General features: G+C 52.0%; 26 protein-coding genes. 11 read left to right on the top strand and 15 right to left on the bottom strand.

What is annotated here, in order from left to right:
- Positions 1-68: 68 nt before the first annotated feature.
- A complete protein-coding gene (locus V8L70_RS01400) occupies positions 69-395 on the top strand; it encodes a nuclear transport factor 2 family protein (RefSeq protein WP_101146323.1) in 327 nt (108 codons plus the stop codon).
- The gene (locus V8L70_RS01395; protein WP_101146311.1) at positions 395-1,168 is read left to right on the top strand and encodes an SDR family oxidoreductase; all 774 of its coding nucleotides are present in this window, start codon (positions 395-397) and stop codon (positions 1,166-1,168) included. Before V8L70_RS01400 ends, V8L70_RS01395 begins: the two co-directional genes overlap by 1 nt.
- Positions 1,169-1,303: 135 nt before the next feature.
- Here the strand turns inward: V8L70_RS01395 and V8L70_RS01390 are convergent, their stop codons facing one another.
- The 5 genes from V8L70_RS01390 to trpB all read right to left on the bottom strand — a co-directional run bounded on the left by V8L70_RS01390 (position 1,304) and on the right by trpB (position 6,260).
- On the bottom strand, positions 1,304-2,026 hold the full coding sequence (locus tag V8L70_RS01390; RefSeq protein ID WP_101146312.1) for a YrhK family protein: 723 nt from the start codon (positions 2,024-2,026) through the stop codon (positions 1,304-1,306).
- Positions 2,027-2,134: 108 nt separating this feature from the next.
- Entirely contained in the window at positions 2,135-2,455 is a 321-nt protein-coding gene (locus tag V8L70_RS01385; RefSeq protein WP_101146313.1) for a hypothetical protein, read from the bottom strand.
- A 359-nt stretch (positions 2,456-2,814) separates the two neighbouring features.
- Positions 2,815-3,864 carry an SDR family oxidoreductase gene (locus V8L70_RS01380; protein ID WP_101146314.1) on the bottom strand — a complete coding sequence of 350 codons (1,050 nt, stop codon included), beginning with the start codon at positions 3,862-3,864 and terminating at the stop codon, positions 2,815-2,817.
- Positions 3,865-4,170: 306 nt separating this feature from the next.
- Complete coding sequence (gene trpA / locus V8L70_RS01375; protein WP_101146315.1) at positions 4,171-5,010, bottom strand: tryptophan synthase subunit alpha; 840 nt, start codon at positions 5,008-5,010, stop codon at positions 4,171-4,173.
- Positions 5,011-5,030: 20 nt separating this feature from the next.
- A complete protein-coding gene (gene trpB / locus V8L70_RS01370; RefSeq protein WP_008956161.1) occupies positions 5,031-6,260 on the bottom strand; it encodes a tryptophan synthase subunit beta in 1,230 nt (409 codons plus the stop codon).
- 162 nt (positions 6,261-6,422) lie between these two features.
- Between trpB and V8L70_RS01365 the strand changes: the two genes are divergently transcribed.
- Positions 6,423-7,361, top strand: a complete 939-nt coding sequence (locus tag V8L70_RS01365) for a LysR family transcriptional regulator (RefSeq protein ID WP_101146316.1) — start codon at positions 6,423-6,425, stop codon at positions 7,359-7,361.
- Between the two features lie 6 nt (positions 7,362-7,367).
- On the opposite strand, the gene V8L70_RS01360 is transcribed toward V8L70_RS01365, so the two are convergent.
- On the bottom strand, positions 7,368-7,997 hold the full coding sequence (locus V8L70_RS01360) for an SDR family oxidoreductase (RefSeq protein WP_101146317.1): 630 nt from the start codon (positions 7,995-7,997) through the stop codon (positions 7,368-7,370).
- Between the two features lie 235 nt (positions 7,998-8,232).
- On the opposite strand from V8L70_RS01360, the gene V8L70_RS01355 reads away from it, so the two are divergent.
- The gene (locus tag V8L70_RS01355; protein WP_101146318.1) at positions 8,233-8,481 is read left to right on the top strand and encodes a hypothetical protein; all 249 of its coding nucleotides are present in this window, start codon (positions 8,233-8,235) and stop codon (positions 8,479-8,481) included.
- A gap of 61 nt (positions 8,482-8,542) precedes the next feature.
- Here V8L70_RS01355 and V8L70_RS01350 read toward each other — a convergent pair whose 3' ends face one another.
- Both V8L70_RS01350 and V8L70_RS01345 read right to left on the bottom strand, forming a co-directional pair.
- Entirely contained in the window at positions 8,543-8,677 is a 135-nt protein-coding gene (locus V8L70_RS01350) for a hypothetical protein (protein WP_269801097.1), read from the bottom strand.
- Between the two features lie 4 nt (positions 8,678-8,681).
- Positions 8,682-9,371 carry a VIT1/CCC1 transporter family protein gene (locus V8L70_RS01345; protein ID WP_101146319.1) on the bottom strand — a complete coding sequence of 230 codons (690 nt, stop codon included), beginning with the start codon at positions 9,369-9,371 and terminating at the stop codon, positions 8,682-8,684.
- Positions 9,372-9,720: 349 nt separating this feature from the next.
- Between V8L70_RS01345 and V8L70_RS01340 the strand changes: the two genes are divergently transcribed.
- The 3 genes from V8L70_RS01340 (at position 9,721) to V8L70_RS01330 (ending at position 13,157) form a co-directional block, all read left to right on the top strand.
- A complete protein-coding gene (locus V8L70_RS01340; protein WP_176301966.1) occupies positions 9,721-10,224 on the top strand; it encodes a DUF3015 family protein in 504 nt (167 codons plus the stop codon).
- A 57-nt stretch (positions 10,225-10,281) separates the two neighbouring features.
- A complete protein-coding gene (locus V8L70_RS01335) occupies positions 10,282-12,141 on the top strand; it encodes an Lnb N-terminal periplasmic domain-containing protein (RefSeq protein WP_336268579.1) in 1,860 nt (619 codons plus the stop codon).
- Positions 12,142-12,227: 86 nt separating this feature from the next.
- Positions 12,228-13,157, top strand: coding sequence for a glycerophosphodiester phosphodiesterase family protein (locus V8L70_RS01330; protein ID WP_336268578.1), 930 nt, complete (start codon positions 12,228-12,230; stop codon positions 13,155-13,157).
- Positions 13,158-13,214: 57 nt separating this feature from the next.
- Here V8L70_RS01330 and V8L70_RS01325 read toward each other — a convergent pair whose 3' ends face one another.
- Complete coding sequence (locus V8L70_RS01325) at positions 13,215-14,123, bottom strand: dihydrodipicolinate synthase family protein (protein ID WP_336268577.1); 909 nt, start codon at positions 14,121-14,123, stop codon at positions 13,215-13,217.
- A 430-nt stretch (positions 14,124-14,553) separates the two neighbouring features.
- On the opposite strand from V8L70_RS01325, the gene V8L70_RS01320 reads away from it, so the two are divergent.
- Genes V8L70_RS01320 through V8L70_RS01305 form a run of 4 tightly spaced genes read left to right on the top strand, consistent with a single transcriptional unit; the run spans position 14,554 to position 19,960 of the window.
- Positions 14,554-15,027: a hypothetical protein gene (locus V8L70_RS01320; protein WP_336268576.1), complete on the top strand. Its 474-nt coding sequence runs from the start codon at positions 14,554-14,556 to the stop codon at positions 15,025-15,027.
- Complete coding sequence (locus V8L70_RS01315; protein WP_336268575.1) at positions 14,996-16,216, top strand: hypothetical protein; 1,221 nt, start codon at positions 14,996-14,998, stop codon at positions 16,214-16,216. Before V8L70_RS01320 ends, V8L70_RS01315 begins: the two co-directional genes overlap by 32 nt.
- A 34-nt stretch (positions 16,217-16,250) precedes the next feature.
- Positions 16,251-19,100, top strand: coding sequence for a bifunctional diguanylate cyclase/phosphodiesterase (locus tag V8L70_RS01310; RefSeq protein ID WP_336268574.1), 2,850 nt, complete (start codon positions 16,251-16,253; stop codon positions 19,098-19,100).
- A gap of 47 nt (positions 19,101-19,147) precedes the next feature.
- Positions 19,148-19,960 carry a PEP-CTERM/exosortase system-associated acyltransferase gene (locus tag V8L70_RS01305; protein ID WP_336268572.1) on the top strand — a complete coding sequence of 271 codons (813 nt, stop codon included), beginning with the start codon at positions 19,148-19,150 and terminating at the stop codon, positions 19,958-19,960.
- A gap of 28 nt (positions 19,961-19,988) precedes the next feature.
- Here V8L70_RS01305 and V8L70_RS01300 read toward each other — a convergent pair whose 3' ends face one another.
- The 6 genes from V8L70_RS01300 to V8L70_RS01275 form a co-directional block, all read right to left on the bottom strand.
- Positions 19,989-20,648, bottom strand: coding sequence for a hypothetical protein (locus tag V8L70_RS01300; RefSeq protein WP_336268571.1), 660 nt, complete (start codon positions 20,646-20,648; stop codon positions 19,989-19,991).
- A gap of 151 nt (positions 20,649-20,799) precedes the next feature.
- Positions 20,800-21,765, bottom strand: a complete 966-nt coding sequence (locus V8L70_RS01295; RefSeq protein WP_336268570.1) for a zinc-binding metallopeptidase family protein — start codon at positions 21,763-21,765, stop codon at positions 20,800-20,802.
- Positions 21,766-21,921: 156 nt separating this feature from the next.
- Positions 21,922-22,653, bottom strand: a complete 732-nt coding sequence (nfsA, locus tag V8L70_RS01290; RefSeq protein ID WP_176301958.1) for an oxygen-insensitive NADPH nitroreductase — start codon at positions 22,651-22,653, stop codon at positions 21,922-21,924.
- Positions 22,654-22,822: 169 nt separating this feature from the next.
- A complete protein-coding gene (locus V8L70_RS01285; RefSeq protein WP_336268568.1) occupies positions 22,823-23,803 on the bottom strand; it encodes a lysylphosphatidylglycerol synthase domain-containing protein in 981 nt (326 codons plus the stop codon).
- Between the two features lie 5 nt (positions 23,804-23,808).
- Positions 23,809-25,020: a cardiolipin synthase ClsB gene (gene clsB, locus V8L70_RS01280; protein ID WP_176301956.1), complete on the bottom strand. Its 1,212-nt coding sequence runs from the start codon at positions 25,018-25,020 to the stop codon at positions 23,809-23,811.
- Positions 25,011-25,799, bottom strand: a complete 789-nt coding sequence (locus V8L70_RS01275; protein ID WP_348534231.1) for an endonuclease/exonuclease/phosphatase family protein — start codon at positions 25,797-25,799, stop codon at positions 25,011-25,013. Before V8L70_RS01275 ends, clsB begins: the two co-directional genes overlap by 10 nt.
- Positions 25,800-25,909 lie beyond the last annotated feature (110 nt).

Below are 25,909 nucleotides of genomic sequence, written 5' to 3'. Positions count from 1 at the left end.
TGCGTTCTTGATAACGCGTCAGTCTAGGCAGAATATTCTCTCACATTAACTTACGAGAGATGACCATCATGAGCTTGTCACTGCCAGACGCGATCACTACTTACTTCAGCATCAGCAACGGTGCGGATGCCTCCCACATTGCGGATTGCTTCACTCAAGATGCCTGTGTGTTTGACGAAGGAGAGACGCATCGCGGGCACACCGCTATTCAAGCTTGGATGCGCGCCACCCGTGACAAGATTGAGTATAGCGTCGAGCCGGTCAGTGTTTCCCAACAAGGCAACACGATGGTGGTTACCGCCACCGTGACCGGCAATTTCCCCGGCAGCCCGGTGCAACTGGACCACCAGTTTGAGCTTGCCGAGTCGCAAATCCAGTCATTGGAGATCCACTAATGAACCTGAACTTGAACGGGCGACGCGTATTGATCACCGGCGGCAGCAAAGGGGTTGGTGCGGCCGCGGTGGCTCTCTTTCGCGAGGAAGGCGCGCAAGTGCTAACAACCGCCCGTACTCGCCCCGGCGACCTGCCCGATGAGCTGTTTGTAACTGCTGACCTGACGACGGCCGAAGGCTGTGCCACGGTGGCCGATGCGGTCAACGATCGCTTGGGCGGCGTCGATATTATCGTTCACGTACTGGGTGGTTCATCCGCCCCCGGCGGCGGGTTCGCTGCCCTTGGGGAGGAGGAGTGGCAGCGCGAGCTCGACATCAACCTGTTTCCCGCCGTGCGGCTGGATCGCGCCCTGCTGCCCGGCATGCTGGCCCAGGGCGATGGGGTGATTATCCACGTGACCTCCATTCAGCGCGAGCTCCCCCTGCCCGAGTCGACCACGGCTTATGCGGCGGCAAAGGCGGCGCTCTCCACCTATAGCAAGAGCTTGTCAAAAGAGGTGTCACCCAAAGGGGTGCGCGTGGTTCGCGTGTCGCCAGGCTGGATCGAAACGGAAGCCGCCGTTGCGCTAGCCGAGCGGATTGCCCAAGAGGCAGGCACCGATTACGCAGGCGGCAAGCAGATCATCATGAACTCGCTAGGCGGCATCCCGATTGGCCGCCCCTCGAAGCCTGCAGAAGTGGCCAACCTGATTGCGTTTCTGGCATCACCGCTGGCAGCCACCATCACGGGCACGGAGTATGTGATCGATGGGGGTACGGTGCCTGTGGTTTGAAGGTGGTCTGAGGGCGGTTTGAAAGTGGTTTATACCGCCCCCTTGGCTTCCCGGCCTGCGATGAGGGCTAGCGATTGTTCGCAAGCTGCATTGCCCTACTGACGATTAGCCATTAAAACCAGTGTTCAATAAACCTTATTCGGCGAGGCACTGGTTCTTTACGTCTGGGTTTTGTTGATGGTCTTGGTGAGCCCGATAGGCTCTGTAGAAGTTGACGACTCCTCCGGCGAGAAACAGCAGGCTGGCGAAAATAAACTGAGCACCCAAGTAGGTGTGCAGTGCATGGGCAAGTGGTGTCTGATAGCTCGGCCAGAGATAAGGAATCGAGGCGGCCAAAAACAGGATGGAGCCGATGACAAACGAGATGGCAACGGCATTGAGTAGCTGCAAGACCACTAAGGTTCCCGCCTGAGTGATCTGCGTCACGTTGACCGTCGCGCCAATCGTAAACAGAACACTGCCAACGATAAAGCACCAGGCGCCCCCTCTTTCCCAGCCCACGCTGGGCAGAAACAAGGCGCTGCCTATCAGGAACAGTACACTGCCGATGATATAGCCTGCCGACATTACAAACTCGAGCATGGTCTTTTTGCCGTGCGAGGGGTGACGGCGGTAATAGCTGATGATTTCTATGCAATCGTTTGCCGCCACCGCTAGATAGATTAACGAGCCCAAAATGAACAGCCCGGCCCCTGCCGCCATGTAGTTCTCAAAGGCTGGCAGGAAGAAGACACTGCCTATCACAAAGGCAGCGGCACCCGCGATATAGGCTGAAGCATTCAGGCCTTCCCATAAAAAACTATCTTTGGGTAACGATGTTCGATAACTGCGTTTTCGGTTAGTGATGTGATGCGGCATGTCACGTCCTTATGTTTACACGAGCTAACAGAATGGCCGTTCCAGCGCTGATTTAAACACTCATTAAGCTTGCCCACGCCACTCGGTAGTTTAGTAGGCTATTGCATTTTACTGCCCGAAGCTGATGCCCAGCCGTAGTGCCTGTAGACCATCAAATTCGACCGTGACTTCATCAGAAAACAGAGGGTGGCCCTGCACTGCCAAATCCAGCGTTGCTTGCGAGCCACGATAAGTGACCGTGACAGCGATTTCAGCTGAGGTACTAACGGGCGCCAGCACATCATACTCAACGTTATCAATGCTAACAGCGGAGAGGCCACGGTCATCCAGCTGTTCTTGGATTTCCCGCTCAACAACCACGCCGTAATAGAAGTAAATGCCAGTGTAGCCAAGCGCTACAATTACGATTAATGAAAAGAGCTTTCCCATTATTTCTCTCTAGTTTGTAAACGCTTTAATGGTTATTGCCTGCCATTAATAGGTGGCGCAACCATTGATAAGTACTATTTTATATCGACTATATTTAAACCATTTTCTGCCCATGTGACACAGCGTAAATGCTTCATATATCGTCGTGCTCTAACTGCTCCGCTTTGTCTTTTAAAGTTTATGAGCATAAAGCACGATAGCACGGAATCTACGCTATCAAATATTCTTGAGAAAGAGAGAATTGGCGCCCGCCTCTATTCCAAGAACCGAGCAGCCACTGCAAGGGCCTGAATCCTTGAAGGTCAGGCCCGAAAAAGCAGGGTAGTAAAAAAAGATTAGTAAAAACTCGTTAGAAAAGCTTAGGGATCGCCAGCGCCACCGCCCGCGCCGTGTATATTGCCGGTGGTGTAGCTGGATTCTGACGAGGCCAGTAGTACGTATGTACCGGCCAGCTCTACCGGCTGGCCGGGGCGACCAAGCGGCGTGCTTTCGCCAAACGTTTCCACAGCGTCTTGTGGCTGGCCACCGCTGGGCTGAAGCGGGGTCCAGAACGGGCCGGGTGCGACGCCGTTGACGCGAATGCCTTTCTCGGCCAGTTGCTTCGCCAGCGCTTTGGTGAACGCGACAATGGCCGCTTTGGTCATGGAGTAATCGAGTAGGATTTTAGGCGGATCGTAAGCGACCACTGAGGTGGTATTAATGATCACTGACCCAGGCTCCATATGGGGTATCGCCGCCTGGGTGATCCAATACATGGCGTAGAGGTTGGTCTTCATGGTGTCGTCGAAGGCTTCATGGCTAATATCCATAATCGACGGCTGCCACTGCTGGCGACCAGCGTTATTGACCAAAATATCTAACCCGCCTAATTGCTCAACGGCCTTTTCCACTAACTCGCTACAAAACGATGCATCACGGATATCACCTGGAATAGCCGCCGCGGCACGCCCTTCGGCTTCAATAAGCTCAATGACTTCGCGCGCGTCTGACTCTTCCGCGGGCAGGTAGTTAATCGCCACATCAGCGCCTTCACGCGCATAGGCAATAGCGGCCGCACGGCCAATGCCGGAATCTCCACCGGTAATCAGTGCCCTTCTTCCGGTTAAACGACCACTGCCGCGATAACTCTGTTCGCCGTGGTCTGGGCGCGGTGTCATGTCACTGGCAAGCCCAGGCCACTCTAGCGGCTGGCGTTCAAAGGGGGGGTTGGGGTACTTGCTTTTGGGATCCTGCATTTGGTTTAACGTGCCTCCTGACTCATTGGTGTTTGAGGTATTACCTGCACCACCGGACGGCGATGTCGAAGATGACTGGGCGAATGCGGGTGCGGCCATAGCAGCGGCCATACCGGTAGCAAGGCCGCCCACCACTTGACGGCGCGTAGGGTCAAATGTGTTGTCGGGCTTCATAATAGTTTCCCATAAGTAACCATTGCGAATAACAACTTGATGCGTGGCCTAAGCCAAGAGCTTTTCCCTGAAAAGCATGCAATAGGGAAAGGCGTCAGCTCGCTTAAAACCCTATTGACCCTAGTTGGGATAACGGCGATTACCAAGCGGAGTACCGAAAGAAGCCATAAACTTAAAAAATGATAGTTATAAATCCAAATTAAAGTAAGCAACTTTAAAAGTAGTACCGGATGCATAATAAAAGCAGGCGCGTTGGCCTGCTCTCATACCTGTTCTCACAACAACTCGCTCTTTACTGACCTTTTATCAACAGGCTTGCGGTTCTCTCACTTCCCGACACGCCCTGACGCTTTCTGCCAGTTCACTGACTAGGCCATGCACACGCTCTACGGCTTCATCGGGCGTATTGGCGTGTTCAATACAGTCGACCAACGCAGAACCTACCACCACGGCATCGCTATAACGGCCGATGGCGGCGGCCTGCTCGGCGGTACGAATACCAAAGCCCACGGCAATGGGTAGCTCGGTGTGTTCGCGCAGTTGACTTACTGCGCCTTCCAACCGCTCTGGCGTAGGGGCACTGCCGCCGGTGACGCCCGCCACGGAAACGTAGTAGATAAACCCCGAGGCGTTCGCCAGCACTTTGGGCAGTCGCTTGGCATCGGTGGTCGGCGTGGCCAGGCGAATAAAATCAATGCCGTGCTGGGCCGCTGGCGTACAGAGCTCTTCGTCATGTTCTGGAGGCAAGTCCACGACAATCAGGCCATCGACCCCGGCCTTGGCAGCATCGGTCAAGAAGCGCTCGACGCCGTAGCAGTAAATCGGGTTGTAGTAGCCCATCAGCACAATGGGCGTGGTGCTGTCTTCTTCACGGAAGCGGCGCACCATTTCCAACGTTTTGGCTTGGGTCTGGCCGTTATTCAAGGCACGCAACGCGGCTTTCTGAATGGCGGGGCCATCGGCCATGGGGTCACTGAACGGCATACCGAGTTCGATGATATCCACCCCCGCTTTTGGCAACCCGTGCAACAGGCGGCGGGATGTCTCGGCATCCGGATCGCCAGCGGTGAGGTAACTCACCAGCGCTGGGCGGTTTTGCTGTTTGAGTGCAGCAAAGCAGTGTTCAAGACGAGAGGTATGGGTCATGACGTTCTCCTGTGTCGCGCTCATAGCTGTTTAACCCCGAATTTTTCGCCAAGGTGATGGGCGACGCTCATCATGTCTTTGTCACCACGGCCGCTAAGGTTGACCACCATTAAATGCTCGCGGGGCAGGCTGGGTGCGCGCTTGGCGACTTCGGCCAGGGCATGGGCGGTCTCTAGGGCGGGGATAATGCCCTCCTGTTGACAGCAAATCTGGAACGCTTCCAGCGCTTCGTCATCGGTGGCGGAAACGTACTCGACCCGCCCCTGCTCGTGCAACCAGGCGTGCTCTGGCCCAATACCGGGATAATCCAGTCCGGCGGAAATCGAGTGGGCGTCGATAATCTGGCCATCTTCGTTTTGCAGCAAGTAGGTGCGATTGCCGTGCAGCACGCCGGGGGTGCCGCCGTTCAGGCTGGCTGCATGCAGGCCGCTTTTCACGCCCTTGCCACCCGCTTCTACGCCAATCATCTTCACGTCGAGGTCATCAAGGAACGGGTGAAACAGCCCCAAGGCGTTTGAACCGCCGCCAATGCAGGCCACCAGCGAATCCGGCAGGCGACCTTTCTTTTCCAGCATTTGGGCGCGGGTTTCATGGCCGATCACGGCCTGAAAGTCACGTACCATGGCCGGGTACGGGTGTGGCCCCGCCACGGTGCCAATGATGTAGAAGGTGTCGTCGACATTCGTTACCCAGTCGCGCAGCGCTTCGTTCATGGCGTCTTTTAGCGTGCCGGTGCCCGAGGTAACGGGGATGACTTCCGCGCCCAGCAGCTTCATGCGGAATACGTTGGGTTGCTGACGCTCGATGTCGGTGGCGCCCATGTAGATGACACAGGGCAAACCAAAGCGTGCCGCAACGGTTGCGGTGGCAACGCCGTGCATGCCCGCACCGGTTTCCGCGATGATGCGCTTTTTGCCCATCTGCTTGGCCAACAACACCTGACCAATGCAGTTGTTGATCTTGTGCGCGCCGGTGTGATTCAGCTCTTCGCGCTTTAAGTAAATACTCGCACCGCCAAAGTGCTCGGTCAGCCGCTCGGCAAAGTAGAGCGGGCTTGGCCGACCCACATAATCACCCTGAAAATAGGCCAATTGGCGCTGGAATTCGGGGTCGTTCTTGGCAGTGGTGTATTCGTCTTGTAGCTCTAAAATCAGTGGCATCAGCGTTTCAGCGACAAAGCGGCCACCGAAGCTGCCAAACAGGCCATTGGCATCGGGCAGGCTCTTGGATACATCGACAGGTTGATTCATCGCGACCTCTGAATGCGTTATCGAACTGTTCAGTAAAAACAGTTCAGTGAAAAACAGTTCAGTGAAAAACTATGAAATGAAAGTAGCGCAAGCAGGGGGAGATAAAAATCGATAAGATGTCAGCAACACGTGAGTTAAAATCAACTATCAGCAGGATAGCCCATGCAACACAGCATGCCGCCGCTTAGCGCCTTGCGCGCCTTTGAAGCCACCGCCCGTTTGGGTAGCGTGACCGCCGCTGCCGATGAGCTAAACGTGACTCACGGCGCGGTCAGCCGCCAGTTAAAAAGCCTGGATGATCATTTTGGTATCGCGCTTTTTGCCAAAGCGGGCCGAGGTATTGCGCTTACGCCACATGGCGAAAAGCTGCAAATCGGTGTGGGAGAGGCGTTCGACCGTCTCAAGGATAGTTGCGCAGCGCTCAAACGTGATGTGGAAGAAGCCCCCTTTACTCTCGCCTGCCCTGGCAGCCTGCTAGCACGCTGGTTGATTCCCCGCCTGGATCGCCTGCACCGCGAGCTGCCTGAGCTCAAGCTAAAAGTCGTGGTGAGCGAAAGCGAACAGCCGGGTACGCAAACGGATGCCAGCGCCACCCTGGCGTTTGCCGAGCCTCCCTGGCCTGCGGGTGTGGAGGTATTCGAGCTGATGGCGGAGCAGATATGTGCAGTGGCGAGCCCGCAGCTGGCGGCCCAGTGCGATGCGACCAAGCCCGAATCGCTGCTTGCCAATAAGCTTTTATATACATCTTCCCGCCCCCAGGCGTGGCCGCAGTGGGCCACTGCCAAAGGGCTAGAGCTGGCACAGCTTGAAACGGCACTAAGCAAAGGCCAGGGGTTCGATCACCTTTACTACTTGATGGAAGCGGCAGTGGCGGGTCTGGGTATAGCCATCGCGCCGCGGCTATTGGTGGAAGACGACCTGAGGAGTGGCAGGCTGGTGGCCCCCTGGGGAAGTATTCAGACTCCTGCTCGTCTTTGCCTGTGGTTGCCCAGCCAAACCAACGTTCTCACTCAATCCCGCCGCAGCGAGCCACTTGCAGAGTGGCTCAAGCGGGAGTTGGCAACTGATCAACGCAGTGCGTTAACTCTCAATAGCGTTTAGCAATTACTAGCGGATAATCTCGCTAATTGAGCGCTTGCCATCCAGTAGTAAGTACTCCTGATTGACCACATCGGGCTTTTGCACAGCGTGAAGTAGCGCATGGGCAACGTTGGCGCGGGAGATTTGGTTGTCGCCTGCTTCCTCCAGTGAACTGGCGAACCGCTGACTGGCGGTTTCGTCGGTCAAACGCCCTGGCTTGAGAATGACGTAGGGAAAACCGCTGTTGCGCAGGTGGGCATCAGCAGCAAATTTCGCGGCCATGTAGGGGCGCATTTTTTCGGGCGCCTCTAGTGGTTTTTCTGCACGCATGGCGCTAATCATGATGTAGCGGGAGAGACCTTTTTCCTTGGCGATATCGGCGGTACGAATGGCGCCAAAAAGATCAATCATCAGCGTTTTGTCTGGCCCGGTGTGAGGCCCTGAGCCCGCCGTAAAGACCACTTGGTCGCAGCCGTCAAAGGCGTGCTCAAACTCATCCTCTAAATCAGCTACCACGGTATCGATGCCGTGCTCTTTGAACCAGGCTGCCTGCTCTTCACTGCGAATCATTGCCTTAATAGGCGTGCCCGCTTTTTGGGCCAGTTTGCAAAACTGTTTGCCAATCTGTCCGTTCGCGCCAATCACTAACGTTGTCATAACGGCTCCTTGTGAATGAGTTACTTATTAATAAGTGCAGGCACCTAGGCGTAATTCAACCTATTGCTGATTAATTCTCCCCTGCACCGGCACTTTAACAAGGACTAGTGGCCTCTCTAACGCTTTGTAAACCGGCAGCGAGACGCCGACATAATGGCTTAAGCGTGAACTTGAGGTGGTAAAGCTATAATGAATCAGTGAGCGCTTTGCGCCTAGTGGTTACCAGGAGGGGTCTATGACCGAGGGAGAACACAGTGTCGGTATTGATGCGAGTAACGATGCTCATACCCGAGCACGTTATATATCGCAAATTCAGCGTATTTCTTCGACTGCTAAAGCAGACATCTCAGCAGGCAGAGCCAGTTATCTTGAAGCAGCAGAGTACTGCCATGCGATGCGCAACAAAGTCATGGAGGAGTATAGGAAACTGACAAGCGAGCAGGGATTGGCGAAAGCAGAGCAGATAAAAAAAAACACCACCTAGCCTTGCTGATCTTTTCGAGCGATACGCGCAACAACTATTTGGTTGTTCGTACCAAGACCTCTCAGCTGAACAGCAGCAACGCATACACCACGAGGTTATTGAAGCTTCTGGCCGCAGCAATGCTGAAGTCTGAGCCAAGTACTTCAGCACCGATAATTGCCAGCTCTTCGATACGAACGCTAAATTCGGCGCTCACGCATTCAAGCCACGACTCCAAACACACGACCGATAGCAGAGGTTAGCGCCATTGCAAGCGCGCCCCAAAACATCACTCTTGCTGCAGCTTTAAAAATAGGTGCCCCGCCGACTCGAGCCGCAACCGCGCCCAACAAAGCCAGGAAGAGCAACGAAAACAGCGCTACCAAAGGAGTTAATAATGATGATGGTGCCCACCAGGCAACCAACAGTGGCAACAGCGCGCCCGCGGTAAAGGTCGCTGCTGATGAGAGGGCTGCTTGAAGCGGGCGAGCCTGACCAGTATCGGTGATGCCAATCTCATCTCTTGCATGAGCGCCGAGAGCATCGTTCGTCATTAATTGCTCAGCAACTTGACGTGCCAATTCAGGCTCTAAGCCACGAGTGACATATATGTCGGCAAGTTCTTCCTGCTCAAGTTCGTAATGTTCAGCCAGTGCTTTACGCTCAATGTTGAGGTCGGCGTGCTCGGTGTCGGATTGCGAGCTCACCGACACATACTCCCCCGCCGCCATCGACATAGCGCCAGCCACCAGGCCAGCAACGCCTGCCAGCATGATCTCACTCTGCGCAGTGCTGGCCGCTGCAACACCGAGAATGAGGCTACTGGTAGACACAATGCCGTCATTGGCGCCGAGCACTGCAGCGCGCAACCAGCCGGACCGGTGAGAGCGATGATGCTCTGTATGGATCATGGGTTTATTTCCATCGTTGTTGAGTCGCGGGACTGGGTTTTAAATACACTGGGCTCCTTCAGAGCCTAGCAGGTCTTTTATGAAAACGACCGATTAGCAATTTTTGCATTTACGCTTTGCAGCAAGAAATCTATTAGTTATTACGCCCACCCTGTAAGCAATAACCTACAAGAACGTAAGTAATTGCTTACAAAGCTGTCAGTTATAACTTACAAAAAAAGCATGCGACTAATGGTAGAATTAAGAATATTTAGCGAACAGCTCGCCTCAAACGTATGTACAAATCTTGAGGCTTGTCGGTACCTCTAGATAAAAATTCTAACCGACAAAAAAATCATTAGGGAATCTCATGTTGAAACGTTCTATTACCGCCTCTATTGCACTGTTAGGTGCGACAACTGCACTTACATTAAGCGCGACCACTTTTGCTAATGATCATCAAGGCGAAATCAATCCTTGGCAACATTGCGGCATCGGCGCTGCTATTTTTGATGACAACACTACCGCTGCAGCGATCTCAAACGTTATTTGGGACTCAGGCACCACTGCCGTGACTTCAGCAACTATTTCACCTGGTTCTTGTGAAGGCGAAGAGATCAAAGTAGCTCAGTTCATCGATGAGACGTACGACCAACTCGCGATGGAAGCAGCCATGGGAGAAGGTAACCACTTAGCCGCTGCACTCGGACTGGTAGGTTGTGACGCTGGCGATGCTACTAGCATTTCTCAGCTACGTAGCGACTTGAGCGCTGTAAGCGCCGACTCTAGCTACTCCTCTATGAGCCATAATGACAAAGCCTACAGCTTTTACACTAGCTTAAATCAAGCGGCTGCCAACTGTTCAGCTAGCTAATGCCATACGTGGGCTGGCCCAGTCAGCCCACTTCGCTTTCTAAAGGATATATTTCGCATGCGGCGGCTTTGGCTGACGATTCTTTTATTTTGCTCACTATCGTCCACCTTTGTTCACGCAAATGTCGCGACCCTTTCTCAAGACTCACAGTGGCTATCACTGCTGCACTTTGACCGTAAAACCCCTTTCTCTCCCCCTAGAAGTGCCGTTATCGACAGCGCTTTTTTCCTTGCCGAAAATGGACGTTATGACCCCCAGGCGGAACTCGTTGCGACGCTTGCCGCCTTACGCAAGCCACCTGAGGCAACCGGCAGTCACGCAAGTTGCCGCTTCCCGGCACGAGCAATGTGGTTGTCAGCTAAAACTGGTGAGCAGTGGCCCGACACTAATTGCTCCCAATTTAATGAATGGCAAGAACAGCATCAGGGCTCTGAAATAGGCCTGATGTTTGCAACGGGCTATCTGGGTAATCCAGCCTCATTTTTTGGCCATGTAATGCTTCACTCTTCCGTGCCAGAAACGCAAAGCTCATCATCTAATGCGCAGTATCTGCTAGACACCAGCTTAAATTTTGGTGCTGATGTACCCAATGACGAAGGGTTGATTACCTACATGGCGAAGGGCCTTTTGGGCGGCTACGACGCGCAGTTTTCAAATGCTTCGTTCTATCGCAATACCACGCTTTATTCTGAACGAGAAATGCGCGACTTATGGCATTACCAATTAGGCTTTACAGAGGAAGAAGTATCCCTATTAACCGCCCACTTATTTGAGATTATTGGCAAAGACTACGAGTACTTATTTTTATCGCAAAACTGTGCTTCCCGAATTGCTAGAACCCTGGAGCTGGTAGTAGAGGATGATCTTACACCTGGCTTTTCGCCATGGGTAGCGCCTGAGGATCTATTAAGGGCTTTGAGCAACACCACGCATCATGGCAGCCCTTTATTAGTCAAAACGCGCCAAATACCTTCAAGAAGGCTTATTACCCAACGCTCTTTCAATGCCCTAAATAGTGATCAGCAACGTGCAGCTAACGCCGTATGGCCTTCCGAAAATGATTTAAGAATGGAGGCGCAGTCGTTTTCTGAGTTATCAGCAGTGCAGCGTAGTGATGTCTTGGATACGCTGCTCAGTCATGTCTCTTTTTTGCGCCAAACGGGCGATACAAAGCAATTGCCGGAAATAGAGCGTCAACTGCTTCAAGCACGGTTACGCCTTCCTACCGGCCATGCCGAAGTGAACTATGAAACATCGCCTGCAATACATGAAGTAGCAGCGCCCTCATTGGTAGGTTTCAGTGGGGTTCATAATAGCTACTCTACTAATAGCGCTCGTCTAAGGTTTCGACCTCTTCAGTACGATTTGCTCGATACCAATCAAGCTCGTATGCCCAATTCGGCTGTTGAAATTGCTACTGTAGAAATTAATGCCGATGATCAAGGTGTATCGTTAAACCGCTTGGATCTTTTTAACGTTACCAATTTACATACTAATGCCATAGCGCTCCCTACCCTGCCACAAACGGCATGGCAAATATCTGCGGGCATTGAGAGGAACCGGCTAAGTTGTCGGCGCTGCTTTGATGGTGTTGCTAATGTGCTAGCCGGTAAATCATGGTCATTGGGGCCACATTTACCTTATTTTTTAGCAGGTGCGCAATTGCGAACACAGCGGCATTACGATGGCATGGCGGTACCGATGGTGAAGGCGGGCGTAGTGAGTAGTTGGTCGCCAAGCCAACGCACCCACATTCAGTTATCACATCGTAGTAATATGGGTTACAGCGATCGCCAACGAACAGAGTGGCAATTACAGCATCGTTTTGCCCTATCCACTGATTGGGACATGCGGTTTGAATTTCAGCATGACTATTCCGCTAACGAAGCGAGTATTGGTCTATCCCGTTACTTTTGAGTAAACACTGAACAGTTTCCCTCTTTTGGCTTTAACGCTTCAGGGGATGTACGCTTATTGAACGAACATTCAATTAAGGAATTCCCATGCAACGCCGTTTACTGGTTACGTCAATTTCCCTGGGCCTTTTCGCTGCTGCTACCACCGTGCTGGCCGAAACATCGCCGTTGGAACAGCAGATAAAAGATCTGCAGTCATTCCAGGTCATTGCCCACCGCGGCGCCAGCGGCCATGCGCCGGAAAGTACGATGGCGGCCTACGAACTGGCTCAAGAGTGGGGTGTCGATTACCTGGAACTGGACGCGCAAATCACCTCGGACGGTGAGGTGGTGGTGTTTCATGACGACACTATTGGCCGCACCAGTGACGGCGAAGGCGAGATCAATGATTACACGCTGGAAGAACTGAAAGCACTGGATACTGGCACGTGGTTCAACGAGCAAAACCCTGACAGTGCCGATACTGCCTTTGAAGGTGCGCAGATACTTACCCTTGAGGAGTTATTGGCGCACTTTGGGCACGATGCACGCTACTACATAGAAACCAAGTCGCCGCAGTTGAATCCCGGCCTGGAAGAGGCATTGGTAGCACTACTCGAAGAGCACGATTTGATCGAGAGGGGTCGCGTTCTGGTGCAATCGTTTGAGCAAGATAGTTTGCTAAAAGTGCACGAATTAAACGAGAACATCCCGCTTATTCAACTGGTCTGGTATTACCCCAGCGAAGAGGAGGATGGGCGATTGGTGGAGTGGACGGACGTGACGCCGGGGCCAGAAGAGATCACCGATGAGGACTTCCAGGCAGTGGCGGATTATGCAGTCGGACTGGGCACCAATTTCATTTACGAAGGTGAGGAAGTGATTGACGCTGACTTCATCCGTCAGGCGAACGATAACGGCCTGCCGGTACATGTCTACACCATCAATGAAGCCGATGAGATGGAGCGTTTGATGGAAATGGGCGTCAACGGTCTTTTCACCAACTATCCTGATCGTCTGCTCGAACTCGTAGAGTAAGCCGCTTATAAGCACTCAGTACGCCCAGCCCTGGCTGGGCGTTTTTGGTGAATCGCTTTACGCCCTGAAGTCAGTGGCCAGGTCGAGCTGCGCCACTACCTGTTCCACTCGTTTACGGTCATCCCCTTGTAGCGCTTTAAGCGGTTGAGGCAAGCAGGGTTGGCTGACCTTACCGGTTACCTCTGCAATGGTGGCCGCTACCCGCAAGCTGCCACCATATTCACGATAAAGCGCCCATAACGGCTCAAGCGCACTGGAAAGCGCATTAACCTGCTGGGTATCTCCCGCTTGAGCAGCCCGGGTCAGCGCCAGTGCTGTGTGGGGATAGAGCCCGCCAATAACGGAGTACCACGCATCACAGCCAGCGCTTAGCCCTGTAGCGGCGGCCGGATCCCCACTGATACCAATGGTGACCTCTGAAGGAATGAGTGCGCGCAGCCGCGCCACACGCTCACGCGCTTTCTCAATATCATTCACCACAGGCGGGATCTTGATAGAGCGAACCTGTGGCAACTGAGCGATACGTCCGTGCAGCTCATCGCTGAAATCAAAATGGGTGGTGCCAGGATTGTCATACACGCATAGCGGAACACTCAGCGAACGGCTGACGGTTGCATAGAGCTCGTACACTTCATCGTCGGTCAGCTTTTGATAAGACACCGGCGCCAGCAATACCCCACTGGCACCGGCTTGCTGGGCACATTCCGCATTAGCCAGCACATCGCGAGTACGCAATGCGCCTATGCCTACGACAACAGGCACGCCTCCGGCGTTTTCGATACTGAGGTTAGCCACGCGGGCTCGCTCTTCAACGCTTAAATAGGCGTAGTTGCCGGTCGACCCCAGCACACCAATGGAGTCCACACCTGCCGCGGCCAAGTGCTTCACTAAGCGAATAAACTCACGCTCTTGGACGCCCTGTTCGTTCATGGGGGTTAGCGGAAATGCACTCAGGCCGGTGAACATGGCGGATGATCCTTTTAGGATGGCAGAGGGGAATTTTCAAATAGCCTTAAAATGAAATGTGTATCGCACAGACGCTTAACCATTAAGCTCAAGCTCTCATGAGCGCCGCGAAGCATAAGTCAATCTAAATTGACAAAATTAAATGAACAAAAATTAAAAAACAACTGCCACCAAGAGCCCTCACTCTTCTTCAACATAACTACCTGTTATTTTTTTTAATTTGATGTAGTGTTTGTGTATATGCCGTATCGTTACGGCACAGTTTTTTGGTGCTTATCCCTTAGCTAATCAAAGGGCACTGAAGATAAAAAGCAATGCCGATAGACTGCGAGGGAGAACGCGTCATCAACTCATACACAGATAAAGTCCAATATAGAACTGCATCGTGCATGAACCTGGCGTTCATCAATCAACCAGTAAGATACCGCCCATGCCTCCTCCTGTTTTGAGCGGTGCTCTAATGCGATTGGCGTTACTGGCAGTGGTCACCCTCGTTTTGCTGGTGATGTTCACTTTCACCTGCACAAATGCCATCGCTCGGGAGACCCCTCTTTTTTTAGTCGCCCATCCTGACGTCTCCACCCGCTGGTTGAATCGTGATACTACCCGCGCGATTTTTGCGATGCGTCAACGCACATGGCCGGATGGCCAAGCTGTCAGGGTCTTCGTTTTAAATAACAGTGATCCCGTACATGCTCGCTTCACCAAAGAGCAATTAGCGGTATATCCGCACCAGCTTCAGTTAGCCTGGGATCGCATGGTCTTCTCGGGAACCGGCCAAGCCCCTGACCGCGTCGCTGATCAGGCAGAGATGCGCGAGCACGTTGCCACGACACCCGGCGCCATTGGCTACCTAGAAAGGGAGTATCTGGATGATAGTATCCAAGTTATCTCAATGGAGTGAATACCGTGCTGTTGCCGCTCTGTTAGGCGTTGTTATATTAGGAGCTTCTACCCAAGCCCGTAGCGATGAAAACGTTAGGGATACTCTGCAGATGCATGGCTTTCTTAGTCAGGCGTTAGTCGTTACTGATGATAACGACTTTTTTGGCCCCAGCAGCCAAGATGAAGGTAGTTTCGAGTTCACCGAAATCGGTCTCAACGTTTCATTACGCCCTCATCAGGATGTGTTACTTGCCGCACAAATGCTAAGCCGCCGTGCAGGTGGCGAAAGTAGTGATGCTTATCCAGAGCTTGACTATGGCCTTATTGATTACCAAATAGTTTCCGACCAGCAGCGCACCTTTGGTATTCAGCTAGGCAGGATTAAAAACCCGTTTGGGTTCTACAATCAAACACGCGATGTGGCATTTACACGCCCTAGCATACTGTTACCCCAATCACTTTATTTTGACCGCACCCGCTCACTGGCTCTAACAGGGGATGGACTAACGCTCTACCTGGAAGAGCGATTGGATAACGGCGTTATAAGAGGTCAGCTTGGTTTAGGGACACCCCAGGCTGACGGTGGCTTAAACCAGACGCTTCAGTTGCATCGTATCCGGGGCTCTTTCGATCCACAGCAGTCTGGCATTGCACAAGTACGCTATGAGCATGATGCAGGACGTATCGTTGCGGCTCTAAGCCATGCCCATGTCAGATCCCAAATAGATACCCACTCCCCAAACGTGAGTGATGGAGACTTTTACTTTAGGCCCTGGGTATTTTCGTTGCAGTATAATCAAGAACTCTGGAGTCTAACGGCTGAGTATGCACTGCGCCACTCAGGGTTAAAAAACTTCAATCAACCGGCTTTAAATTTTGATACGACCGGTGAAAGTTGGTATGTGCAGTATACGCGGCGCTTTTATGACGATTGGCAGTGGCTAATCCGTTATGACAGTTTGGTCAGTAATCGTGATGATGCGTCAGGCAAAGCCTTTGAGGCTAATGGCCTGGGGCCTGCTCACTCTCAGTATGCAGATGATTTAACCTTTGGTTTGCAATGGACGCCGCACCCTCAGGTAATGCTGGCAGGCGAATATCATCATGTGGATGGTACTGGCTGGCTGCCCCTTCAGGACAACCCGGATTCATCAGCCACCAGCCGACGCTGGAACATGTGGTTGTTCCAGTTATCACTGCGTTTTTGATGGGTTACTCGATTCTGGCTAGGATGCTATCGCGATGAAAACACCCGCCCTTTTTCGAACCCCTCAGCGCCTTAGCCTGACTTGGCGTGTTATCGCGTTGAGTAGCTTACTGCTTTTAGTATTAGTTAGCCTATTTACTTGGCTGGGCCACGAAAATCTCACCCGCCAGTTTCAGGAAAGCCGAAGCCAACACCATGAACGTCAACAGCGTGAAATTCATTTAGCGTTAACGCGTTCCTCCGAGAATTTACGTCAATTAGCCGGATTGACCGCTGCTTCAGCAAGCTTAGGCCCACCTTTACAAGCAGGTAATACTATTGAGGTGGAGCAAGCGCTGGATTCCCAGTGGCCTGCACTCCAGCTTGAGGCGGGAATCGATGAAATCCTAATCATTAATACGCGTGGCCAAGTCTTAGGCACATGGGGCTCCGGCAATTCAGAAGCGCAGCTACCCATACTCAGTTGGGTGCAACGAGTCATGAATACCGAACGGCCACTAACCACGCTTCGCTGTGCCGCTAGTTGCCAACAATTTGCTGCAGTGCCGGTACTGGTAGATGGCGAAAGTGTCGGCATGGTCGTGCTGTCCCGCTCATTAGCGGATGTCACTCGGCAGGCGAAAGAAGTCTCTGGCAGCGAAATCGCGTTACTGGTCAAAGGCGCTATTGAAGACAGTGAAGGCCGTAATGTAATGGCTCAACGACAACTGAAGGCATGGAATGGGTATCTGCTCGCACTGACCAGTGAAGAACAAAGCCTAGCACCGTTGCAGCGAGCAGCAGAAACCGCGCCAGTGGAGCGTTTGATAGAGGCACCGTTACACTTTGAGCATACTGGCAGGCATTTGGAGCTTAGCGCCGCACGCATGGTGGAGAGCAGTGAGCGCAACGATAATGGTTACTTCCTGCTGATATCGGATATTACCAGCCAAATTAATGCCATCAATAACGATACACGCACCCTATTGTTCGTTGGTGTGCTTGGCTGGATTGCCGCTGAATTACTCCTGCTCGTCATACTGCTTGGCCCTATGGCACGGCTGCGTAGAGTCGCTGGCTTGCTACCCATACTGGCGAGTGGGCAATTTAGCGATATACGCTCCGCCCTTCCCAATCATCGCCATCGCATTGCAGACGAGATAGATATACTCGAAGTCACCACGCTTGAGCTTTCTCATCAACTCGAAAGGTTGGAAAGCGAAGTACAAGAGCGCGGTAGCCAATTAGCTGAGCGTATTGATGAACTGGCCCAAGAGCGTGATTTCGTCAATAGCTTACTGGATACAGCCCAAGTATTTATCGTTGCCCAAGACAGCGCAGGACGCATCAGCCTCGTCAATGAGTACACTCAATTGATGTTGGGAATAACAGGGGCTTCCCTGCTTGGGCGCAATTTTGTAGATGTCTTCGAGGCTGGCGTCTTTACCACAGCAAATACCGTTGATCTTCCTCAACAAGAAGAGAAAACACTGCGCACCCCCGATCATCATCTCCACACTATCGCTTGGTATCATGCGCCTTTGCATACAGGTAATGAGGAACCGGTATCGCGTATTTCCGTTGGCCTTGATATCACTGAACGCAAGGCCGCCGAAGCGCGGCTAACCTGGCTTGCCGAGCGAGACCCGCTGACCGAGCTATACAACCGGCGCTACTTCCAACATGCGCTGCAAATCGCCATTGAGCGCTCTGCCACTGCAAAAGGGGCGGTACTGCTGCTGGACTTAGATCAGTTCAAGGAGGTTAACGAGCTAAGCGGCCACCACGTGGGCGACAAACTATTGCGTGAAGTGGCCGATACACTGTTCCATAAGCTAGGCCGCCGTGGCGTCATCGCCCGCTTAGGGGGAGACGAATTTTCGCTGCTACTCGAAGATACCAATGCCGACCAAGCAGTAACCGTCGCGCAATATATCGTTCAGCTGCTAGACGGTATCGGCTTTGTAGTCGGAGAGCGGCGGCATCGGGTCACGGCGAGTATTGGTATTGCGCTGTTTCCCACCCATGGCAATACGCCTGCCGATCTAATGGCGAGCGCCGATGTGGCTATGTACAAAGCGAAGGAGAGTGGCCTTCAGCACTGGCACCTTCTTTCTAAAGCTGAAAATGCCAAAGATGAGCTGCAGGATCGCGTTTACTGGGTTGAGCGGATACGCAGTGCGCTGGAAGAAGACAGCTTTGAGCTAATGGTTCAACCTATCATTAGGCTAGAAGATCAAGACATAAAACATTACGAAGTACTGCTGCGAATGCGCAACGCAGATGGCAGCTTAGTTTCTCCCGCACACTTTATTCCTATCGCCGAACAGAGCGGTCAAATCGTGTTGATTGATCGTTGGGTAGTGCGGCACAGCTTAAAAGCCCTCAGCCAACTTCAAGATCGAGGCATTACGTTTGCAGTTAACCTTTCCGGCCAGTCCTTGCATGATGAGGGGCTAAAGCAATATTTAGCCGAGGAAATAACCGCCAGCGGCGCTGACCCTCACCATTTAATATTGGAAGTGACAGAGACCGCAGCGGTTACCGATTTTTCTGCTGCACGTGGTGTATTAAAAGCCGTGCGCAGCCTAGGGTGCCGCACCGCTCTGGATGATTTTGGTGTTGGTTTTAGTAGCTTTCACTACCTTGGGCAGCTACCCGTTGATTACATTAAGATAGACGGCTCTTTTATTCGCAGTTTGTTAATTAGCCCCGACAGCCGCGTTATCGTTCGCGCTATAGCGGATATAGCCAAAGGCTTTGGTAAGCAAACTATTGCTGAGTTCGTTGACCAAGAAGCATTGTTGCCCATATTAAAAGGCTATGGAATAACATATGGGCAAGGGTACCATTTAGGTAAGCCCACCAAACTTACCGAAGAATTTTTTGGAATCAGTTACTTATAATAGAAGCAGTTTAAATTTCATTCTTGGACTGAAAAGGATAGCGCGTGATGTCTTCACCTCGTATAGCAACAAATAGGGAAGCACCTTCAGCATTACTGGAAAGGTTTATTCAAGAATTTAAATTTAAACTGTGTATCACTGAGCAGGAAAAGCATAAAGTTTACCGTTTAAGGCATGAGGTTTACTGCGAAGAGCTGCAATATGAAGAACCGACTGACCCTTACAACAAGCTCGAATATGATATTCATGATCAAAATTCTATTCATTGCTTGATTGAGCATTGCAGAACCGGCCTGGTGGCCGGATGTGTGCGAATCGTCATTCCAAAGCCTTCTAGCCCTCAGCCGCTAAACCAGCTTCCTTTACAGGCATATGGCAGTCAGAGCCTAACACATCCGGAATTCCATCCTGAAAAGCTGGCTATCAATAGTTACTATGAAATTTCTCGCCTTGCCGTTAACCCTCTATTCAGAACAAAAGCAAAAGAAAAAAACATGTTAACAAACACAAGCGCTATTACCTGTTTTTCCCTAGAGGAAAGGCAGCTATTCCCATTACTAGCAAGCGGGCTATTCATTACAGGTTATTCATTAGGAAAGCAGCTAGGTAAAATACAGGTGTTTGCCATGATGGAACCTAGCCTGCCTCGCCTTCTCGCGCTAACAGGGTTTCACTTCACCAAGGTAGGAGAAACCATTAACTTTCATGGCAGAAGAAGCGCCTACTACATAGATAAGCAAAAAGCAGAAAGTGGTTTAAAGAAAACGTTACTACCCTTATATCTGCACATACAACAAACTCTCGCCCCTCAGTTAGAAGAAATGCTGGCCCAAGAAGCCAGCATTTCTCTTACCATTTAAACAAAAAGGCCTGTTATAAACATAGAGCCTAGGCTTCGGCGGTTGAGCTCCCACGATCATCCAAAGTGTTCGAACGCTTAAAATCATTAACCGTAACGCTGGTAAATTTCTCCAAGAAAAATACTAGCGTTTCGGGATATCGAAAGCGCTCTACAAAGCGCTCTTGACCTTCTTGCGAACGCCGCGTCACGCTCGCTTGATAGCCACTGTTAGATTTTGTCACTTTAACGCTATTTTCTCGAGCACCATCACTGGTAACAGCGGTTAGGGAAGAGTTACTCGTTAGTAAGGCATCAAGCTGCTGGGCAGCCGTGTGTTCTTCTTCAGTCGCCCATAGAGGTTGATCGCGATCCCCGTAGTGGAAAAGCATAATTACCAACATGACGGAAAAAATACTGCTGGTAAGCATCCAGGTTAATAAAACGCTCGATAAAGGTGTGGTGAGCATTACGACTAACTGAATCACAATACCCACCGCTAGTATTCCCGCCAACGGCCTCCACATACGCGGGTTCATAAACCGCCGCTTCAGGGTGTACCCCCACAGCCCAATTACTGCTAATGCGCCCACCAGCAAATACACGGGAGAGAGCAGTGTACCGCCACCTGCTAATAAGGCGATGACACCGATGATAAGTATCACTGTGTAGAAAGCTGCTAATAGGCGGTAAGCGCGGTCTAGATTCATCAGTCAATCTCCATGCTTAATGGCCGGTGTCATAAGTGGTGTACCGGCCTTTGTTTTTATCGGCTATGGTTCTCGTCATACTTTATGCAGTATAGGCAATGTTGTGAGTTCTACACGCCACGCCGCGTCAACGACTTAATTTAAGTTTATATTAAAGCCCCTGGGCGCCCCGACGCAGCCAATCATGCACAAACGCCAGCTTGCGACGAGCGTTCTCAGAAAGCACAAAGGGATAGAGGTCCGGCAAGCCCATAGAGCGGTTAACATGATTAACGCCCACGGTGAGCGCCGCTGCCACGTAAATCAAGCGATCGGCATCTGGCTCCGCATATGGCTCCCACTGATGACTGGGCAGCTCTGGTGAAGAGAGATTGGATGCTGCAAAGCTATCGGCGATATCGGTTAAATGCAGCAAATGCGCGGCCGTCTCGGCCCAATCCTCATGGGGGTGTGCAGATGCGTAAGTGGTTAAATAATGCTCTTTCCAATCAGGGGGCGGTCCGTTTTGATAGTGACGTTGGAGCGCAGCGGTGTAATCCTGGCGCTCGTCACCAAACATTTCCCGGAAAGCAGCAAGAAAATCTTCGCGCAGGCTAAGCCGCCACCAAAGCATATGCGATATTTCATGGCGCATGTGGCCAATCATGGTGCGGTAAGGCTCTTCTAACGCCTCACGCCGTGTTGTCACCAGAACAGGATCTACCTCGGCCACGCTGATGGTGACGACACCTTCAATGTGCCCCATGGGCACGGGCTTTTTGCCTTCCGCTAGAAGATGAAAAACCGGCGGCGCGCCTGGGTCTTCGGGGCGGAACCAGTGCCAGCGGCCCAGGTTATCCAGCACCCAGCGCTTCGCCGCTTCGGTTTGGGCCCAGTTCGGAATCGCGTTAGGAAGGCTGGGATCGGGCGCCAGCGCAGTCATCGCACAAGAGCGGCAAAAAGCGCCTTGTTCGGGGGCTATCCAATTACAACCGATGATGTCTCGATTAATACAGAACGGCGGCATAGGCACAAAAGCCCGGGCCTGGGGATCATAGGCGACGGGGACACCGTCAGCCGTCGTAAGATTGTCGAACCAAAGAGAGCCGGAACCGACGGGGTTAGCAAATACGCGCATGCGGTGGAGCTCCTGAAAACGAGGAAAAGAGATCATCAAATAAACTGTTGAGCTTTCTCTTCTCCTAAATCCTAATAAAAAGTGCTGCGCTTATTTATTCATTGCAATACTGTTCATTTCAAAGCCATTTCTTTTCCAAGCTATTTCATTTCAAGGCTACTTCATTTCAAAGCCACGCTTGATCAAGAAGTCACGCATATGCGGGCGCAGCTTGGTATCGAAAAGTGGCTTGAGATTATGCGACCAATCGGTATTTTTATTACTGCTGCTACGCGCTTGATAGTAAGCCTGCATAGTGGCATCAAAGCGTTTCACCTGCTCACCGTCTTCAGTGTAGTAGTCTTCTTTTAGAACCGCTTCCACTGGTAGGCGCGGTTTTACTTCAGGATCATGGTCCGGGTAGCCAAGACACATACCAAACACGGGATAAACATGCTCAGGTAGGCGTAATAGATCACTAATTGCTTGGGGATTATTACGTATGCCGCCGATATAGCAGATACCCAACCCTTCAGATTCAGCCGCCACTGCAACGTTTTGCGCCATCAGCGCCGTATCTACCGTCGCTACTAACAGTTGTTCAGTCATGCCGCGCACTACGTTCGCACCCGTCTTCTCAGATGCCTCAGTAGGCCGTTTCATATCGGCGCAAAACACTAAAAAGTCGGCACAGGTCGCAATGTATCCTTGCCCTCCCGCCAGTTCCGCAATCTGTTCGCGATTAGCCTGATTTTTAACATGGATAACGGTATATGCTTGAACATGGCTGGACGTAGCAGCGCCCTGCCCGGCCTTGATAAGCTCAATGAGCAATTCCCGTGGGATCTGGCGGTCGCTGAATTTACGGATCGAACGGTGGGATTTAAGTAACTCAATAACGTCGTTCATGGTACCTCGTCTTGGCATATTGGCTGTCGCTAGTAAGCGCTAAAACCACCTAGCATAACTCCCTTATCCTATCGGCTATGCCAAAACCTCACCAGTTTTTGCCAGCATCGAATGCCAATCGCTCTTCTGCCGATGGTTGCACCATAGCTACCTTTTAAGCGCCCTCTTTTTAGTGTCGTGACTCTGATTCTCTTTGTTGTTTCTTGCTCCAGCGCTCCAGCAGTAGATACACCATGCACGCCAGCCCCAGCGGGAACAAAAAATAGAGCGCGCGATAGCCGATCAAAGCAGCAATAATCTCGCTCGTTGACACTTGATGTTGCAACAAAGCGATGAACACAGCTTCAAGCACACCCAGGCCTGCGGGAATATGGGTCACCACCCCCGCAATACTGCTGACAAGAAGAATACCGAGAATAGTAGGATAGAAAACGCCCTGGGGTAGCAGTAGGTAGACAAGCGCGGCCATCAAGGACCAATTAGCTGCGCCTAACAACATTTGGAGCAGAGCTAGTCGTAGCGAAGGGAGAACGATTTCATGACCCCGCCATAGCCAGGTGCGTCGCCGTGAATAACGACACGCTGACAGATAGAAAAGGCAAACAAGCAATAAACCCGCCCCAATAAACTGCAACCCTAGCGTGCCAACTTGCCAGTGCGCAGGCAACTCAATCAGCCTAAGCGTAAATAGCGTTCCGGCAAGCAGCATATAGCCCAGCCAATTGGTGGTTAAGCTCACACTCAGCACACGCGTCACGGTCGCCACTTTCAAGCCAAACTTTGTGTATAGCCGATAGCGCAAGGCAATGCCGCCAACCCAGGCGCCCAGGTTGAGGTTAAAGGCGTAGCATACGAAGGCTAACGGCAGCACCTCCTTGATCGGCAGCTCATGACCGGTATAAAACTTGCCGAGCAGATCATAACTGCTGAAGACGGCAAAGCTTGTGGCAGTAATACCAAGCCCCATCATGACCAGGGCAGGACTATAGCCGCGCAGCGTTTCGATGACGGCCTGCCAGTCCATGTTCCGGACCAGTGAAAATAATAAGATCGCGACCACCATAAAGAGCAGCAAAGTGACGCCATGCTTCAGCCAACGCCCCCAGGCATTGCGCAGTTTAGCGCTCGCTTTTTTGCTGTTTGACTGCATCCGGCTCACTCCTCTGCACGCTTGTGTTTGTGCTTCCGAGACCTGGGCGCCAACGTTTCCATCCGAGCCACATGAGCGGGTAACCATCCCATTCGCCTGGGAAAATGACGCAGGAAATGAAAACTCACGAACATAAGCGGCGCCCGCCACCAGCGGCCTTTTTCCGCGACTTCGGTTGTTATCCTTTTACAATTGCTCTCGATAAGCTCAGATAGGTGTTTATGGATCTGTTGGTTGAGCCCAGCGTCGCAAACGAACAGATTGGCTTCCAGGTTCAGTGACAGGCTGAGTGGATCGAGATTGCTTGACCCCACCGTTGACCATTCATGATCAACAATCGCGATCTTTCCGTGTAAAGGGTGCTCGGTATACTCGAAAATGCTAATGCCCTGCTGCAACATATAGCTGTAAAGCGAGCTGGAGAACATTCTAGCCCAGGGCATATCGGGACGACCCTGCAAGATCAGCGTGACGTTAACGCCCCGTCGCGCCGCGTTTCGCAATTCATGAAAAAGACGATAACTGGGAAAGAAGTAGGCATTAGCAATGACTAGATGTGACTTTGCCGAACGAAAAGCCTGGAGATAATGCTCTTCGATATCATTACGGTGAAGGCTGTTATCACGAATAGCCAGACGTATAGCGGCGCTGCCAGCGGGGGAAGGCAATGCCCGAATCTGCGGCAGTCCCTGTACCGCTTGATGCTCTACCAGTAGCGCTCCAGCCGCATCACGAATGTCCATTACAATCGGGCCCCGCACTCGCAAGCCATAATCTTGCTTGCCCATGACATATTTGTCGGGCAGGTGATCGGCGCCGAAGTTGATACCACCGATAAAAGCCACATCGCCATCCACCACGACGATCTTTCGGTGAAGACGGCGAAACAGGTTAGTACGCATACCGAACAAGCGCGGTTTGGGGTCATAAACATGCAGGTGAATGCCAGCGTCTATCAGCTCTGTTATGTAGTCGTTGTCCAGATCCGCTGTCCCATAGCCGTCTACCGTGACGTCAATACGTACCTGCCTAGCGGCAGCGTCAAGTAGAGCTTCCTTAAGCTCCTGTCCTACTTCATCATTGAAAATGATGAAGGTTTCAATTAATACTTCTTCGCGAGCCGAACGAATGCAGTCAAATACGCTATTAAAATACTGACTTCCATTGATTAGCAATTCAGCTTCGTTACTCTCCGTCCATTGGAAATTCACAAGCATATCTCGGCAATGAGGGGTACGTGATCAGACAGGTGAGTCCAGGGTTTTCGAGACAATGCGCGGGGATTACGCACTGAAACGTTACGCACATAGATACGATCAAGGCACAATAGCGGCCAGCGCGCCGGAAACGACTTCGCTGGGTGACCATAATGGTGCACGAATGCTTCAAACAGCCCACATTCCGTCAGCACATGGTCTGCCTGACGCCGCCAGTCATTGAAGTCTCCCGCGACAATAACCGGCTCGTCATCCGGCAAGGTGTCGAGCAGTTCACACAGTAGCTTCATTTGCGCTAGGCGATGTCCCTGCCGTAACCCGAGATGAACGCAAACGGCATGCACCCCACTGTGGCCGGGCACATCCAGTTGGCAATGGAGCAGGCCACGTTTTTCGGTGTCCCGAATGGAGACATCCTTATTGTCGTACTGCAGTATCGGGTAGTGGGATAACAGCGCGTTGCCATGGTCGCCATGAGGGTAAACAGCGTTACGACCATAGGCAAAATCTGGCCATAACGTGTCAGCGAGGTATTCGTACTGGGGCACGCTGGGCCAGTCATGAAAGCGAACCGCATGTTTTTGGTGCTCGCCTATCACTTCCTGGAGAAAGACTAAGTCTGCGGATAGGGTCGTTACCGCCTCACGCAGCTCCGGCAGGATATGACGTCGATTAAATACATTGAATCCCTTGTGCACATTGAGCGTCATGACCTGTAACGACGCGACAGGCGTAATAAGTCGTGTCCCCTTTGTTGCAGACTGTTCCTTGGCGCTCACCAAACACTCCCCTTCTGCTCCAAGACATGGCCCGTAGGGCAACCCATCAAGGAAAAGCGTAGCAGGAGAGCCTTGGTCTTGCCTTTTACTGGCCTCTTCTTGAAGCCAAT

This window comes from Vreelandella arctica (genome assembly GCF_037070215.1).
Classification (GTDB): Bacteria; Pseudomonadota; Gammaproteobacteria; order Pseudomonadales; family Halomonadaceae; genus Vreelandella; species Vreelandella arctica.
The sequence above is the reverse complement of the archived record's forward strand: the minus strand, read 5'-3'. Positions and strand labels throughout refer to the sequence as shown.